The organism is Streptomyces sp. WAC 06738 (assembly GCF_003945505.1).
Lineage (GTDB): Bacteria > Actinomycetota > Actinomycetes > Streptomycetales > Streptomycetaceae > Streptomyces.
In genome coordinates this window covers 8,009,711-8,022,726 of sequence record NZ_CP029618.1, presented here as the reverse complement: position 1 = coordinate 8,022,726, position 13,016 = coordinate 8,009,711, and the positions used below count along the sequence as shown (strand labels likewise).

The 13,016-nt window shown below is 73.3% G+C and carries 19 protein-coding genes and 1 pseudogene; 5 read left to right on the top strand and 15 right to left on the bottom strand.

Annotated features, from left to right (window positions below):
* Window positions 1–17 precede the first annotated feature (17 nt).
* The 4 genes from DMB38_RS34730 (at window position 18) to DMB38_RS34715 (ending at window position 4,367) form a co-directional block, all read left to right on the top strand.
* Window positions 18–341 (top strand): hypothetical protein, encoded by a 324-nt coding sequence (locus DMB38_RS34730; RefSeq protein ID WP_047019441.1) that lies wholly within the window; start codon window positions 18–20, stop codon window positions 339–341.
* A 92-nt stretch (window positions 342–433) separates the two neighbouring features.
* Window positions 434–2,236, top strand: coding sequence for a thiamine pyrophosphate-requiring protein (locus tag DMB38_RS34725; protein ID WP_125938513.1), 1,803 nt, complete (start codon window positions 434–436; stop codon window positions 2,234–2,236).
* 116 nt (window positions 2,237–2,352) lie between these two features.
* On the top strand, window positions 2,353–3,837 hold the full coding sequence (locus tag DMB38_RS34720) for an ornithine decarboxylase (protein ID WP_125938512.1): 1,485 nt from the start codon (window positions 2,353–2,355) through the stop codon (window positions 3,835–3,837).
* A gap of 104 nt (window positions 3,838–3,941) precedes the next feature.
* On the top strand, window positions 3,942–4,367 hold the full coding sequence (locus DMB38_RS34715) for a CBS domain-containing protein (protein WP_125938511.1): 426 nt from the start codon (window positions 3,942–3,944) through the stop codon (window positions 4,365–4,367).
* Window positions 4,368–4,418: 51 nt separating this feature from the next.
* Here DMB38_RS34715 and DMB38_RS34710 read toward each other — a convergent pair whose 3' ends face one another.
* The 13 genes and pseudogenes from DMB38_RS34710 to DMB38_RS34650 form a co-directional block, all read right to left on the bottom strand.
* Window positions 4,419–4,796, bottom strand: a complete 378-nt coding sequence (locus tag DMB38_RS34710; RefSeq protein WP_125938510.1) for a hypothetical protein — start codon at window positions 4,794–4,796, stop codon at window positions 4,419–4,421.
* Between the two features lie 134 nt (window positions 4,797–4,930).
* On the bottom strand, window positions 4,931–5,239 hold the full coding sequence (locus DMB38_RS34705; RefSeq protein ID WP_125938509.1) for a gas vesicle protein K: 309 nt from the start codon (window positions 5,237–5,239) through the stop codon (window positions 4,931–4,933).
* The gene (locus DMB38_RS34700) at window positions 5,236–5,475 is read right to left on the bottom strand and encodes a gas vesicle protein (protein ID WP_047019436.1); all 240 of its coding nucleotides are present in this window, start codon (window positions 5,473–5,475) and stop codon (window positions 5,236–5,238) included. Before DMB38_RS34700 ends, DMB38_RS34705 begins: the two co-directional genes overlap by 4 nt.
* A gap of 3 nt (window positions 5,476–5,478) precedes the next feature.
* On the bottom strand, window positions 5,479–6,315 hold the full coding sequence (locus DMB38_RS34695; protein WP_164716170.1) for a GvpL/GvpF family gas vesicle protein: 837 nt from the start codon (window positions 6,313–6,315) through the stop codon (window positions 5,479–5,481).
* Window positions 6,315–6,662 carry a gas vesicle protein gene (locus tag DMB38_RS34690; protein ID WP_240662805.1) on the bottom strand — a complete coding sequence of 116 codons (348 nt, stop codon included), beginning with the start codon at window positions 6,660–6,662 and terminating at the stop codon, window positions 6,315–6,317. Before DMB38_RS34690 ends, DMB38_RS34695 begins: the two co-directional genes overlap by 1 nt.
* Window positions 6,663–6,694: 32 nt before the next feature.
* Window positions 6,695–7,669, bottom strand: a complete 975-nt coding sequence (locus tag DMB38_RS34685; protein WP_125938507.1) for an SRPBCC family protein — start codon at window positions 7,667–7,669, stop codon at window positions 6,695–6,697.
* A complete protein-coding gene (locus DMB38_RS34680) occupies window positions 7,666–8,217 on the bottom strand; it encodes a hypothetical protein (RefSeq protein ID WP_240662633.1) in 552 nt (183 codons plus the stop codon). Before DMB38_RS34680 ends, DMB38_RS34685 begins: the two co-directional genes overlap by 4 nt.
* Complete coding sequence (locus tag DMB38_RS34675) at window positions 8,214–8,537, bottom strand: gas vesicle protein GvpG (RefSeq protein WP_164716169.1); 324 nt, start codon at window positions 8,535–8,537, stop codon at window positions 8,214–8,216. The genes DMB38_RS34680 and DMB38_RS34675 overlap by 4 nt, the downstream gene beginning before the upstream one ends.
* A 1-nt stretch (window position 8,538) precedes the next feature.
* Window positions 8,539–9,312, bottom strand: a complete 774-nt coding sequence (locus tag DMB38_RS34670) for a GvpL/GvpF family gas vesicle protein (RefSeq protein ID WP_125938506.1) — start codon at window positions 9,310–9,312, stop codon at window positions 8,539–8,541.
* Between the two features lie 3 nt (window positions 9,313–9,315).
* Window positions 9,316–9,843 carry a gas vesicle protein GvpJ gene (gene gvpJ / locus DMB38_RS34665; protein WP_125938505.1) on the bottom strand — a complete coding sequence of 176 codons (528 nt, stop codon included), beginning with the start codon at window positions 9,841–9,843 and terminating at the stop codon, window positions 9,316–9,318.
* A 39-nt stretch (window positions 9,844–9,882) separates the two neighbouring features.
* Entirely contained in the window at window positions 9,883–10,221 is a 339-nt protein-coding gene (gene gvpO / locus DMB38_RS34660; protein WP_125938504.1) for a gas vesicle protein GvpO, read from the bottom strand.
* 140 nt (window positions 10,222–10,361) lie between these two features.
* Window positions 10,362–10,624: pseudogene (locus DMB38_RS36350) on the bottom strand (VOC family protein); the annotation flags it as partial.
* A gap of 112 nt (window positions 10,625–10,736) precedes the next feature.
* Complete coding sequence (locus DMB38_RS34650) at window positions 10,737–11,009, bottom strand: DUF5132 domain-containing protein (protein ID WP_240662804.1); 273 nt, start codon at window positions 11,007–11,009, stop codon at window positions 10,737–10,739.
* Window positions 11,010–11,177: 168 nt separating this feature from the next.
* Here DMB38_RS34650 and DMB38_RS34645 point away from each other — a divergent pair, with 168 nt between their 5' ends.
* The gene (locus DMB38_RS34645; protein ID WP_125938503.1) at window positions 11,178–11,363 is read left to right on the top strand and encodes a hypothetical protein; all 186 of its coding nucleotides are present in this window, start codon (window positions 11,178–11,180) and stop codon (window positions 11,361–11,363) included.
* 7 nt (window positions 11,364–11,370) lie between these two features.
* Here DMB38_RS34645 and DMB38_RS34640 read toward each other — a convergent pair whose 3' ends face one another.
* Window positions 11,371–12,780, bottom strand: coding sequence for an acyl-CoA dehydrogenase (locus DMB38_RS34640; RefSeq protein WP_125938502.1), 1,410 nt, complete (start codon window positions 12,778–12,780; stop codon window positions 11,371–11,373).
* Window positions 12,777–13,001, bottom strand: a complete 225-nt coding sequence (locus DMB38_RS34635) for an MbtH family protein (protein ID WP_125938501.1) — start codon at window positions 12,999–13,001, stop codon at window positions 12,777–12,779. The genes DMB38_RS34640 and DMB38_RS34635 overlap by 4 nt, the downstream gene beginning before the upstream one ends.
* Window positions 13,002–13,016: the final 15 nt, after the last annotated feature.

The following is a 13,016-nucleotide window of genomic DNA, read 5'->3' as shown; positions in this document are numbered from 1 at the left end:
GCCGACAGGAGGCACACATGCCGAGCGGATCCAGCCAGAAACGGGAGCGTCAGTACGAGCACATCAAGGAGGGTGCGCAACGGCGCGGCACCGGCACCCGGCGGGCGAAGGAGATCGCCGCCCGCACGGTGAACAAGGAACGCGCCCGCACCGGCGAGGCCCGCACCGCCAGCCGTACCTCCACCAGGGACATCTCCTCCGGCCGCAGGGGCGGTCTCCGCTCCCACTCGGGCCCCGGCGGGCCGACGTACGACCAGCTCTACGCGGAGGCCCGGCGCCGCAACATCCGCGGTCGCTCGTCCATGAACAAGGCCCAGCTCAAGCGCAAGCTCGGGCGCTGAGAGCCGCGGCCGGGACCCGGTCGCCACCCGTACGGCCGAGTGCGGGCGTCCGGGTCCCCGCACCCGCAACCGCGTCATCGAAAGGCCACAGCATGCCGACCAAAGTCTCGGACTACGTCCTCGAACGGCTGCGCGCGTGGAAGGTCGAGCACGTCTTCGCCTATCCCGGCGACGGCATCAACGGACTCCTCGCCGCCTGGGGCCGGGCGGAGAACATTCCCCGGTTCGTCCAGGCCAGGCACGAGGAGATGTCCGCCTTCCAGGCCGTCGGCTACGCCAAGTTCTCCGGCCGGGTCGGCGTGTGCGCCGCCACGTCCGGGCCCGGCGCCATCCACCTCCTCAACGGCCTGTACGACGCCAAGCTCGACCACGTCCCCGTGGTCGCGATCGTCGGGCAGACCAACCGCAGCGCCATGGGCGGCTCCTACCAGCAGGAGGTCGACCTCCTCAGCCTCTACAAGGACGTCGCCTCCGACTTCTGCGAGATGGTCACCGTCCCGGAGCAGCTGCCCAACGTCCTCGACCGCGCCATGCGCACCGCCATCGCCCGCCGGACGGTGACCGCCCTCATCATCCCGGCGGACGTGCAGGACCTCGACTACTCCGCGCCCGAGCACGCGTTCAAGATGGTGCCCTCCAGCCTCGACATGTCGAACTACGCCCCCGTCCCGGCGGAGCCCGACATCGAACGCGCCGCGGAGTTGCTGAACGCGGGCGAGAAGGTCGCCATCCTCGTCGGCCAGGGCGCGCGCGGCGCCCGGCGGGAAGTCATGGAGGTCGCCGACCGGCTGGGCGCCGGTGTGGCCAAGGCGCTTCTCGGCAAGGACGTGCTCGACGACGAACTCCCCTACGTCACCGGCGCGGTCGGCCTGCTGGGCACCCGGCCCTCGTACGAGCTGATGCGGGACTGCGACACGCTGCTGGTCATCGGCTCCAGCTTCCCCTACTCCCAGTTCCTCCCCGAGTACGGCCAGGCGCGCGCCGTGCAGATCGACGTCGACGCGCACATGGTCGGTCTGCGCTACCCGTTCGAGGTCAACCTCGTCGGCGACGCCCGCGCGACGCTGCGGCGGCTCCTGCCGCAACTGCGGCAGGCCGGGGACGGCGGCTGGCGCAAGGGGATCGAGCAGAAGAACGCGCGCTGGTGGCAGGTCATGGAGCGGCGCGCCGCGGTCGAAGCCGACCCGGTCAACCCCGAGTACGTGGTGCACTGCCTCAACGGCCTGCTGCCGGAGAACGTCGTCCTCACCGCCGACTCCGGCTCCGCCGCCAACTGGTACGCCCGCCACCTGCGGCTGCGCGACGGCATGCGCGGATCGCTCTCCGGCACGCTGGCCACCATGGGCCCCGGCGTCCCCTACGCGATCGGGGCGAAGTTCGCCCACGGCGAGCGGCCCGCGATCGCCCTGGTCGGCGACGGAGCGATGCAGATGAACGGCCTCGCGGAGCTGATCACGATCCAGAAGTACTGGCAGGACTGGGAAGACCCCCGGCTCATCGTGGCGGTCTTCAACAACCACGACCTCAACCAGGTCACCTGGGAGATGCGGGCCATGAACGGCGCACCCCAGTTCCTGCCCTCGCAGTCCCTGCCCGAGGTGGCGTACGCGGACTTCGCGCGCTCCCTCGGCCTGGGCGGCATCCGCGTGGACAAGCCGGACCAGGTGCAGCACGCCTGGGAGACGGCCCTGGCCGCGGACGAGCCCTGCGTCCTCGACTTCCACACCGACCCGGCCGTACCCCCCATTCCCCCGCACGCGACCCTCGACCAGATCGAGGCCGCCGCGGCCTCCGTCCTCAAGGGCGACAGCGACCGCGCCGCCATGCTCCGCCAGGGCGTCAAGGCCAAAGCCCAGGAGATGCTGCCGGGCAGCGACCGCCGCGAGGAACGGTGACGCCCGCCCGGACCGTGCGGAGACCGGCGACAGCCGTCGGCACCGTACGGGCCGAAGCGCCGGGACAGGCGGCAGCCGGCGGCGGTCACCGCCGTACCACGGGATAGGGCGGCGGCATGGATCACTCGCGCGCCCCGGTGCTGGAGGCACTCGGCCATTACCGGCGGGACGGCCTGCTCCCCTTCACCCCGCCCGGGCACAAGCAGGCCCGGGGCGCGGATCCCGAGGTGCGCGAGGTGCTGGGGGACGCCGTGTTCGCCTCCGACGTGCTGGCGATCAGCGGTCTGGACGACCGGCGGGCCTCGGGCGGCGTGCTGCGGGACGCCGAGTTGCTGATGGCGGACGCCGTACGGGCCGAGCACACCTTCTTCTCCACCTGCGGCAGCTCCCTGTCGGTCAAGGCGGCGATGCTGGCGGTGGCGGGACCGTACGAGAAGCTCCTGGTGGGCCGGGACGCGCACAAGTCCGTGGTCTCCGGGCTCATCCTGTCGGGACTGCGCCCGGTGTGGGTCGAGCCGTCCTTCGACGACGAGCGGCACCTGGCGCATCCGCCGTCCCCGGCGGCGTACGAGCGCGCCTTCGCCGAGCACCCCGACGCCCGCGGCGCGCTGGTGACCAGCCCGACGCCGTACGGCTCGTGCGCGGACCTGGCGGCGCTGGCCGACATCTGCCACCGGCGCGGATGTCCGCTGCTGGTGGACGAGGCGTGGGGCGCCCATCTCCCGTTCTCCGACCGGCTGCCGACCTGGGCGATGGACGCCGGCGCGGACGTGTGCGTGACGAGCATCCACAAGATGGGCAGCGGTCTGGAGCAGGGCTCCGTGTTCCACCTGCAGGGCGACCGCATCGATCCCGCGGTGCTCCGATCCCGCGCCGACCTGCTGGGCACCACCAGCCCGTCGGTCCTCATCTACGCCGGCCTGGACGGCTGGCGCCGGCAGATGGCCCTGCACGGCCCCCGGCTGCTCGACCGCGCGCTGGACCTGGCCGCACAGGTACGGGCGCGGATCGAGGAGATCCCCGGACTCCACGTGGACGGCCACGCCGAGTACGCCGGCACCGGGCTCGCCGCCGCCTTCGACCCGCTGCCCGTCGTCATCGACCTGGCCGGGCTGGACCTCTCGGGCTACGCCGCGGCCGACTGGCTGCTCCGGCACCACCGGCTCACCACCCATCTGGCCGACCATCGCCGCATCAGCACCCAGCTCACCCACGCCGACGACGAGTCGACCGCCGGCGCGCTGCTGGAGGCGCTACGGGACCTCGCCGCGCACGCCGCGGAGCTCCCCCGGCCGGCGCCCGTCGCCGTGCCGTCCGCGGCCGAACTGCGCCTGGAGCAGACCTGCCTGCCGCGCGACGCCTACTTCGGCGCCGTGGCGGACGTACCGCTCGGCGAGGCCGCGGGCCGGGTGGCGGCCGAGATGCTCACGCCCTACCCGCCGGGGATCCCCGTCGCCCTGCCCGGGGAGCGGCTGAACGGGCCGGTGCTGGACTACCTGGCCACCGGGATCCGCGCGGGCATGTACGTCCCGGACGCCGCGGACCCCCGGCTGCGCACGGTCCGGGTGCTCGCCGGCGAGGGGTCCGCACCGGGCGCCTGACACCGGGCCGGAAGCGGGGGTGTCTGAACGTCCGGCTGACGGGTACCGGGGAAGTCCGGCGCGACGGCACCGGGCCGTCGTACCCCCAGGCGAAGGAGACAGCCATGGCCGATCAGCAGGTCCACGAGATCATGACCGCGGCCCCGGTAGCGGTGGGCACGCTGACCGCGGTGCCGGAAGTGGCGCGCAGGATGCGCGACGACGACATCGGCGCCGTCCTGGTCACCGACGACAACGAGCTGCGCGGGCTGGTCACCGACCGCGACCTCGTGCTCCGCGTCCTGGCCGCGGGACGGGACCCCGGCAGCACCACCGTCGCCGACGCCTGCAGCCAGGAGGTGGTCAGCGTCGGGCCGCGCGAACGGGTGGACCACGCCGTGGAGTTGATGCGCAAGCACGCGCTGCGCCGGCTCCCCGTCGTCGACGAGGGCGGCGGCGTCCTCGGGGTCGTCTCCCTCGGCGACGTGGCGGTGGAACGGGACCCGGCGTCCGCCCTGAGCGACATCAGCATGGCGATGCCCAACAACTGACCCGCCCCCGCACCGGGCGCCACCGCCTCCGCGCCGCCGGGACCGGACCCGTCACCGCCGGGTCCGGTCCCGTTCCGGCGCCTCGTCCGGGACGCCGAGTTCGTCTTCGAGTTGCCGGATGCGCGCGTGTACGTGCCGGGCGTCCAGGCGGCGCTCGTACCGGCTGCGCCTGGGATGTGCGGTGACGGCGGTGACCACGATCCGCCCGGCGGCGTACACCGGGACCGTCAGCGGCCAGAGCAGCCCGGCGGCCACCGCGGCGGCCGTCACCCCGGGACGGTCGTGGGTATCGAAGTACCCGACCGGGTCCGTGCGCTCGCGGCCGTCGAGAAAGATGATCTGCCGCCGCAGGAGCCCGTAGAACAACCGGGCGGCAAGCGGTATGCCGGCCACGTAGCCGACCGTCCCCAGGACGGGGAACCACGACATCACGACGACGCTCCAGAGAACTCGACCGGCCGCGCGAACCCGCGGCCGCCTGAGCCGGGTACCGCGAAACCACCGCGGGCATGCGTCACAGCCGGGGCAGCCGGCCCTGCGGCGCCCGGCCGGGGCGGAACGGCTCAGCGCGCGAGCAGGGTGCCGAGCGGCCCGAGGTCCAGGTTCAGGTCGTCGCGGGACAGCCCGTGCTCCGCGCAAAGTTCGTCCATGCGCTGGTCGAGCAGCATCAGCGTGGTGCCGATCCGCTCCACCTGCTCGTCGGTGAGGTCGTCCTGGTCGCAGCGGCGAAGCGCCTGCCGCTCCATGAGCTGGCGGAGCAGCTCGACGACGGTCAGAACGAGGGAGACCAGGTCGCGGCCGACCCGGTCGGGGTCGAGGTCCAGCCGGCCGGCCGCCGGATCGCGGGCCGTCCGGTGCGAGGTCAGCGTCACAGCGGACCACCGTCTCCCCACGGGGCGGCCACGCGCTCGTTGATGGACGACAGCAGTGCGTGCAGGGAAACGCGCACGAGCGGCACCTCCGCGATCGCCAGTACGAGGTCGCCGCTCACCACGACGCCCGTGTTGAGCACGCGGTCGAGCAGGTCCACCAGCGGCACCCCGATGGGGGCGCCGCGGTCCGGTTCCTCCCAGGCGACGACCTCGCCCACGTGTTCACCCACCGGCACCGGTCACACACCCGCTTCCGCGAACGAGTACGGCACCCACGGGCCGGTCAGTTCGATCTCGACGTCCCGGCACTCCGGGCTCTGCCGCAGGCGGCGTACCGCGTCGGCGACCTCGGCGGCGCGCGCCTCGTCGACCAGGTAGGCGCCGTTCAGGAGATGCGCGCCGCGCCCCGGGGTGAGGCCGGTGTCATGCGGGCGCAGCCGCCGTCCGGCGACGGCGAGATCGGCGAAGACCCGGTCCACCTCCTCGACGGCCTGGAAACCGGCCTCCTGCCGCCGTTCCCGCTCATGCCGCGCGCCGCGCAGCCGGTCCAGATACGCGTGCCCCGGGCGGGCTGCCGCGCGCCGGTCGTCCCTGCGTTCCGGCGTGTGTGCGGCAGGCGCGGTGCGGCTCTCGGCCAACCGCGCGTAGACCTTCACGCCCCACTCCGCCCGGCCGGCGATCCGCCGCAGGGCCGCGGTGAAGCGGTCCCGGTCGGCGCCGAGCACGGCCGCGGCCCGCGCGTCGCCGTGATAGATCGTCGCCAGCGGGAGGGGCAGGACCGGTGCCGCGGTGGCCGCGGCGGCGACGACGGCGTGGTGGGCACGGGCGCAGCGTTCCAGCTCCGTGCGGTCCGTCAGCCGCTCGCGCAGGGCGTCCTCGCCGAACTCCGCGGCCGGTACGTCCTGCACCACGGCGGCGAGATCGCCGAAGCGGAGCAGCCGCACTTGGGCGCCCGGCGCCTGCCCCGGCAGCCCGGCCAGGGCGGACTCGTCACCGCCGCGGCAGACCGCGTAGACGTACGTGGCCGTGGTTGCGGGCGCGTCCGGCGGCGCCGCCCCGCGTACCGTCCCGGTCATCAGTGGCGCCCCTTCCGTACGGACTCCCAGCCGTCCGCCCCGGCACGCTCGGGACGGTGGCCCTCCACGCTCGCCTCAAGCTCCGCGACGCGCTCGCGCAGCCGCGCGTTCTCCTCGTCGACGGCGTCGCGGTGCGCACGGGTGGAGAGCGCCGGATCGGTCTCCCACCAGTCGATGCCCGCCTTCTTGGCCGTCTCGACGGAGGCGACGAACAGGCGGAGGCGGATGGTCAGCAGCTCGATGTCGAGCAGGTCGATCTTGATGTCTCCGGCGATGACGATGCCCTTGTCGAGGACCCGTTCGAGGATGTCGGCGAGGTTGGCCGGTCCCGAGGGGGTGGAGGGCAGGTGGGTGAGGGGCCGGTCGAGGACGTGATCCGTCACCTTCTCCGGCCCCCTCGCCGCCGCCCGTCGTCCTCTTCTTCCTCGTCCTCTTCTTCCTCGTCCTCCTCCTCGCCGCCTTCGTCTTCCTCGTCCTCCTCGTCCTCCTCGTCCTCGTACTGCTCGTCCTCCTCGCCTTCCTCTTCCTCCATGGCCTCCTCGTGGCTGCGCACGACCTCGCCGTCGCGGATCTCACCGCGCCAGCCCTCCGCGTCCTCCGTCTGGAGCGTGACGTAGCGCTGGAAGTGCTTGAGGTCGAGCCGGAGCCGGCGGCCCTGGGCGCGCCAGATGTTGCCGGTCTTCTCGAAGAACCCGGACGGGTAGTACTCGACGACCACCGTCACGCGCGTCAGCTCGTCGTCCAGGACGTGGAAGCTCACGGCGCCGCTCGTCGTCCCCTTCGACCCTTCGGACGACCAGACAATCCGCTGGTCCGGGACCTGCTCCGAGACGGTCGCGTCGTAGCTGCGGCTGGAGGGCCAGACGCGTACCTTCCAGGTGGTCTTCGTCTCGTCCTCGGGGTCCCGGGTGACGTTGCTGACGCCGTTCATGAAGCCGCCGAACTCCTCGAACTGCGTGAAGTGGTCGTAGACCACACGCAGCGGACGGCCGATGTCGACGTGCTCGATGATGTTGATGGCTTTGAGGTCGCCCGGCTTGCTCCCGCCGCCGTCCGCGCCGACGGCCTCCTTCGCGGTGCCCACGACCTTGTCCTTGGCGTCCTTCGCCTTCTCGGCCGCCAGCGCCTTCACGGGGTTCTCACCCTTGACGGCGCGGGCGGCGGTCTCGGCGAGGGCGCCGCCGCCGTCGTGCGCGAGTTTGCCCTCGGCGATGTCGGTGAGCTTGTCGGTGGCCTTGCTCACCGCGTGCTTGCCGACCGCGCCCAGGTACTCCAGGAGTTCGTCGCGCAAGCGCGCCAGCGGCGCGGCGTCCGCGGTCTCGTCGGTGTCCGTACTTCCGCGCTGCGGTGTCATGGCCGCTGCCTCCTAGAGGGCCGATCGGCCGTCGTCCGCGCGCTCTTCGCCGTGCCGCGGCTGCCGCGCTCGGCACCCGCGGCCGCCTTCTGCCGCGGCCCGGAGGTGGTGGGCCGGGCGGTGCGCGTCGTCTTCCTACGGGCCGGGGGCCTCCGCGTCGACGCGGCGGTGCGCCGGTCGCGGCTCTCGTCGTCCTCATCCCGCCCGGCACCTGCGTCACGGGCCTCGCGCTCCTCCCTCAGGCCGCCGAGGCGGTCCGTGCGCTCCCGCAGGGAGTCGGAGAGGGACGCGACCCGGCGGTCGACGAGCGAGCCGAGCGCCGCCCGCGCGGCCGTCACCATCTGGTCCGTGCCCTGGCCGGACGCCGCCGCGAGCTGCGGCGAGTCCGCGATCCGCCGCGCGCCCGCGCCCAGCAGGTCCTGCGGGGCGAGCCGCCTGCCCGCGACGAGGGCGGCGACGGTGAGGGCGAGCTTGGCCTTCCTCGTCCTGCCGAGGAGATAGCCCCCGGCGACTCCGGCAAGCATGGTCGTCTTGTAACTGTCCGTCATGACCCACTTCCTGGGCTCAGAGGGTGGTCGGGGTGGTGGGGGCCGCCGGCGTGGCCGGGGCCACCGGGGTCGGACGGCACCGCCGCGAGGGCGGTGCCGGGCTGCTCCAGCAGGTCGAGGATGCGCTCCTCCTCGCGCTCGAACTCCTCCTCGCCGATTTCCCCCGCCTCGTACGCCCGGTTCAGTTCGCCGAGCTGGACCCGCAGCGTGCCCGGGTCGTAGAGCTCCTGCTCCGCGGCGTCGAGCAGCCGGCCGGCGACCCACTCGACGCCTCGCACCGGCACCAGCGGCAGCAGCATCAGCCCGCTGAGCAGACCCATGTCAGCTCCTCACCGCTACGGGCCGCGGGGCGGTACCGGCGGCGGCACGGCCGCCCTCCCGGGGAACGAAGCTGTAGCAGGGCAGCGGGCCCGTCAGCCGCAGCTCCACCAGGTCCCGCAGCTCGGCCGCCCTGCGGTCGACCAGCTCTCTGCAGCGTTCCGCGTGCGCATGCGGCATGAGATAGGAGGTGTTGAGCACGCACCCGGGCACCTCGGCGCCGTGGACGCACTCGTCGGCGAGCACCGCCAGTTCCTGCGCGACGCCGTCGGCGGCTCGGGCGGCCCGCCGGGCGAGGCCCTCGGCGATCGCCGAGCCGAGCCGGACGTTGCCCTCGTAGGTCGGCCGCCGGCGGACGTCCGCCGCCAGCCGCCGTACGGCCGGGTCGTCCCGTACGAGTGCTTCCACGCCGTCCTGTGCGGGCATGGCCTTGAGGTTCATCTCGGTGCGGCGGTCGAGCCGTCGCAGGGTGTCGAGGTGCGTCGCGGCCGCGGCGTCGAGGGCGCTCCGTACCGTCTCCTCGTCGTCGGCGACCATCCCGAACCGCATCGGCAGGACGGGGGCCACCGCGCAGAGGGCCAGCAGCAGGTCCTGGTGGCCGGTGAGATCGCGCCTGCGTGCGCGCAGATCGGGCGGGACGTCGCTGACGACCGCGGCCAGCTCGCCCGCGGGCAGCAGCCTGACCGGGGCCGGCGGCCTGCCCACGCCCCGGAGGCCGAGCGGCAGTGCCAGGTCGGCGTGGACGACCGCGTACACGTAGAGCGGAGAGGGGGCCACCGCTCACGCCGCCCTGGAGTGCCGGCCCGAACGGCCGGAGGTCTTCGAGGCGGTCTTCTTGGCGGTCTTCTTGGCGGTTTTGGAGCGGGTTCCCGCAGCGCGTTTGCGGGGCGGTGCCTTCTCCGTCTCCTCCTCGTCCCGCTCGTCGTACTCGTCCTCCCGGTCGTCGTCCTCGTCGATCCCGATCGCCTCCTTCACATGAGTGCCGAGGGACTTCGCGGCTCTCTTGGCCCCGGTGGTGGCGATGGTGCTGCGGGACATGCCGGCGAAGAGGTCGGGGACCGTCCTGGCGGAGGCGTCCTCGTTGAGGTCGAGGCGGTTGCAGATCTCGGCGAAGCGGAGGTAGGTGTCGACGCTGGCGACCACGATGCGGGCGTCGATCTTGAGGATCTCGATACCGACGAGCGACACCCGGACGAAGATGTCGATGACCATGCCGCGGTCGAGGATGAGTTCAAGGACGTCGTAGAGGGTTCCGGCGCGCGGGACACAGACTGCGGCCTCGTTGTACGTGGTGGTGGTCGTCGACATAGGGCTCTTCCTCTTCCAGGGGGAACGGCGTCGCCGCCGTCAGTCGTCCCGCGCGCCGCGCCGGTAGCGCCTGATCCGCTCGTACTCGACGAGGCGCCCCCCGCTGTCGAGTTCCACCGCGTAGGTCGCCAGCAGGCTGGTCGTGTCCGGGATCCGCGGCACCTCGAGCACGTCCACGTGCACCCGCCAGCCCTCCTCGGCCCGGCGCACGGCGGACACGCCTTCGGTCTCGTGGGTGATGAGGCGGGCCAGGCTGCGGCACGCACGGCGGGCGGCCTCCTCGGGCCCGTCGACCGCGTGGTCGGCCTTGCTCCGGGAGGCGCGCTTCGTGGTGGACTTCGTGGCGGGCCGGGCCCGCCCTTCGCGTTGCTCGGACACAGGGCCAGTCTGTGGCGGGTCCGACGTCCCCGCACGTGGCGGTGGTCCATACGGGGAGCGGGGCGGGCAACCGGCTGCGCGGTGGGTGCCCGCGTGCCCCGCGCGTACTCCCGGGCGGCACGTGCCCGGGGGTGCCGGCGTCAGATGCGGCAGAGGCAGAAGGGGTGTCCGGCCGGGCCGGCGTACACGCGGAAGTTCCGCTCGCCGCCGTCGTCGTCAAGGTCCAGCGGCCGCGCCCCGAGGGCGCGCGGCCGCGCTGCTTCCATGTCCGAGACGGTGAGATCGAGGTGGAGCTGCTGTGCGTTGTCGTGCGGGGGGGCCAGGACCGCGGCCGGAGCCCGGGCGCACGCCGGCAGCCGATCCGGGTGCCGGCGGGCGTGCGGAGGTCGTACCAGATGTCGTTCACCCTGCGGGCCGTCGACGGTCTGGCGTACGGGCCCGCGCGACCCAGCGGGCAACGCGGCTCGGAGCCATCCGGCTCCGGCATCGCGAGGCCGCCGGGCCCGCCGCCCGGGTCAGTCGGTCGCCACCGCCTTGCCCGCGCGCGGCTTCTTGGCGCCCTGGCGCGGCACGTCCGCATCGCCCCGGACGTCCGCGGCGAAGGCTTCGGCGCTCGCCTCGGCGGCGATGTCGCTGATGTCCTCGTTGATCTCGTGCGCCGCCCGTTTCACATCGACCGCGAGTTTCACGGAGGTCTTGATCGTGCCGCGGACGACCGGCCTGATCGCTTTCTTGATAAGAGGCGCGGAAACCGCCCCGACCAAAAACACTGGAAGCACTGGGAGCATCGTCGGCACCCGCCCCTTCACATTTATTTTCACGTTCCCGGACTGCCAATTCAGAGACTAGCGGACGAAGCGGACTTCCCACCACCCTGACCTGCGAATCTTCACTCTTTCGAGTGCCGCGGGATTGAGTCGATCTTCCCTGCCGTGACGTGACCTATCGTTTCCCATGTGAATGAACGAGAAAACCGGGACGACGACCTTCTCTATTCTGCGGAACTGCGGCATGCGGACGGCGAATACCTGCTCACCATCAATGACCACAGGTGCGGTGAAATCGAGGTCTTTCCGGTGTCACGCAAGGCCGTGAAGAGGATCCCCTTCTATCTCTCCGCGCTGCGCGGCAAGCTCCCCTGACCTCCGCTCAGATCCGCCGCTGCCGCACCACCCGCACACCCGCCCGGGGACCTTCGAGCAGCGCGTGCGCCAGCACGCTGTAGAGGACGTCGTTCGGGCCGTCGGCGATACGGAGCCCGCGGATGTCGCGGAGGCGCTTCTCCATCGGGGTGTGGCACGTGTACCCGTCGCTGCCGTGGAGTTGGAGACCGAGATCGACCGCGCGGTACGAGGCGTCCGTGGCCAGGGCCTTCGCCGCGGAGCACGCCGCCACGTCGGCCCCGTCCGCGTCCCGGTCGAGGCCCTCCAGCAGCGAGAAGCACCAGGCGGTGGCCGCCTGCACCTCCGCCGCCGCGGTACCGAGCCGGGACGCCACCGAGGGGATGCTCGCCAAGGACGTCCTGCCGACGCTGTGCCGGCGGGTGCGCGCCATGGCCTCGTCGATCGCGGCGCCCGCCGCGCCCAGGCAGACCAGCGCCATCATCAGCCGCCAGCCGGCGAAGTGCGCGTCGAAGATCCGGCGGCCGTCGCCCGGGGCGCCGAGCAGCAGGTCGCGCCCGACCCGTACGCCGTCGAAGTGCAGATGGCCCAGGCTCCAGCCGCGCAGGCCCAGCGGGGCGGCGGTCTGGGTGCGCACGCCGGGGGCGTCCATCGGCAGCCAGAGGGCCGACAGCGGCACCTCCCGCAGGGCCGCGCGGTCACCGGCGTCGGCGCCCTCGGCACTCAGGGCGGCGGCCTGCTCGGGCGCGACCACCTTGCAGAAGACCACGAAGCCGACGGCCTCCTCCACCCGGCTCACCAGCCCCTTGGTGCCCGACACCAGCAGGTGGTCGCCGTGGTCCACCGCCACGGTGCGCAGGCCGCGCAGATCGGAGCCGGAGTGCGGCTCGCTGGAGGCGACGCCCGCCAACTCGCCGCGCTCGACCACCCGGTCGCGTACCGCGTGGGCGACGGCGGGCGGGCCGTAGCGCAGGGCCATCGCGCCGTGGCCGGAGCTGAAGACCTCGCGCGCGTCGCAGTCGCGCCGTCCGGCCAAGTACATCGCGAGCCCCTGCGCCACCCGTTCGAGCCCCGGGGGCACGGCCGCGCCCCGGCCCCCGCCCGGCGCGTGGCCGGCGCCGTCGGCCGCGTCCCCGCCGCCGCCCCGCGCCGCCACGTCGAAGCCCGTGAGCCCGGCCCGGGCCGCGTGCCCGCGCAGTTCGAGCCAGGGCGGCCGGGGCGCCTCCTCCGTGACGGGCTCGGGCAGATGCCGGTCGAGGAAGTCCGTGACGCGGGCGGCGAAGTCCGCGAGCGCGGGGTGGCGGGCGAGGACGGCGCGGAGTTCCGGCGAGGGCACGTACGGGCCGCCGGGGGGCGGGAGTTCGCGGGCGGGGCGGGCCGGTGCGCCACCCGGCGGTGCCGAGCCGGCCGGCGCGGAGGCGGCCCGTGGCGGTGTCATCGGCCACCGTCCCCGGGCTCGGCGAGGCTGCGCGGCCGCATGTCGGTCCACGTCCTCTCGACGTACTCCAGGCACGCCTGCCGGGTGTCCTCGGAGAGGGCGACGCGCCAGCCCCGCGGTACCTCGGCGAAGGCCGGCCAGAGCGAATGCTCGCCCTCGTCGTTGACGAGCACCAGGAAACGGGCTTCGTCGTCCTCGAACGGATTGGTCGCGTGCGTCATTCCACGCTCCTGGTT

Excerpts from the sequence above, each read along its gene's own strand:
- DMB38_RS34680 (WP_240662633.1), bottom strand. The coding sequence starts at position 8,217 with ATGACGGACAGTTACAAGACGACCATGCTTGCCGGAGTCGCCGGGGGC.
- DMB38_RS34720 (WP_125938512.1), top strand. The coding sequence starts at position 2,353 with ATGGATCACTCGCGCGCCCCGGTGCTGGAGGCACTCGGCCATTACCGG.
- gvpJ (WP_125938505.1), bottom strand. The coding sequence starts at position 9,843 with ATGTCGACGACCACCACCACGTACAACGAGGCCGCAGTCTGTGTCCCG.
- DMB38_RS34715 (WP_125938511.1), top strand. The coding sequence starts at position 3,942 with ATGGCCGATCAGCAGGTCCACGAGATCATGACCGCGGCCCCGGTAGCG.
- DMB38_RS34675 (WP_164716169.1), bottom strand. The coding sequence starts at position 8,537 with ATGGGTCTGCTCAGCGGGCTGATGCTGCTGCCGCTGGTGCCGGTGCGA.
- DMB38_RS34695 (WP_164716170.1), bottom strand. The coding sequence starts at position 6,315 with ATGACCGGGACGGTACGCGGGGCGGCGCCGCCGGACGCGCCCGCAACC.
- DMB38_RS34650 (WP_240662804.1), bottom strand. The coding sequence starts at position 11,009 with ATGCTCCCAGTGCTTCCAGTGTTTTTGGTCGGGGCGGTTTCCGCGCCT.
- DMB38_RS34685 (WP_125938507.1), bottom strand. The coding sequence starts at position 7,669 with ATGACACCGCAGCGCGGAAGTACGGACACCGACGAGACCGCGGACGCC.
- DMB38_RS34640 (WP_125938502.1), bottom strand. The coding sequence starts at position 12,780 with ATGACACCGCCACGGGCCGCCTCCGCGCCGGCCGGCTCGGCACCGCCG.
- DMB38_RS34730 (WP_047019441.1), top strand. The coding sequence starts at position 18 with ATGCCGAGCGGATCCAGCCAGAAACGGGAGCGTCAGTACGAGCACATC.
- DMB38_RS34635 (WP_125938501.1), bottom strand. The coding sequence starts at position 13,001 with ATGACGCACGCGACCAATCCGTTCGAGGACGACGAAGCCCGTTTCCTG.
- DMB38_RS34725 (WP_125938513.1), top strand. The coding sequence starts at position 434 with ATGCCGACCAAAGTCTCGGACTACGTCCTCGAACGGCTGCGCGCGTGG.
- DMB38_RS34710 (WP_125938510.1), bottom strand. The coding sequence starts at position 4,796 with ATGTCGTGGTTCCCCGTCCTGGGGACGGTCGGCTACGTGGCCGGCATA.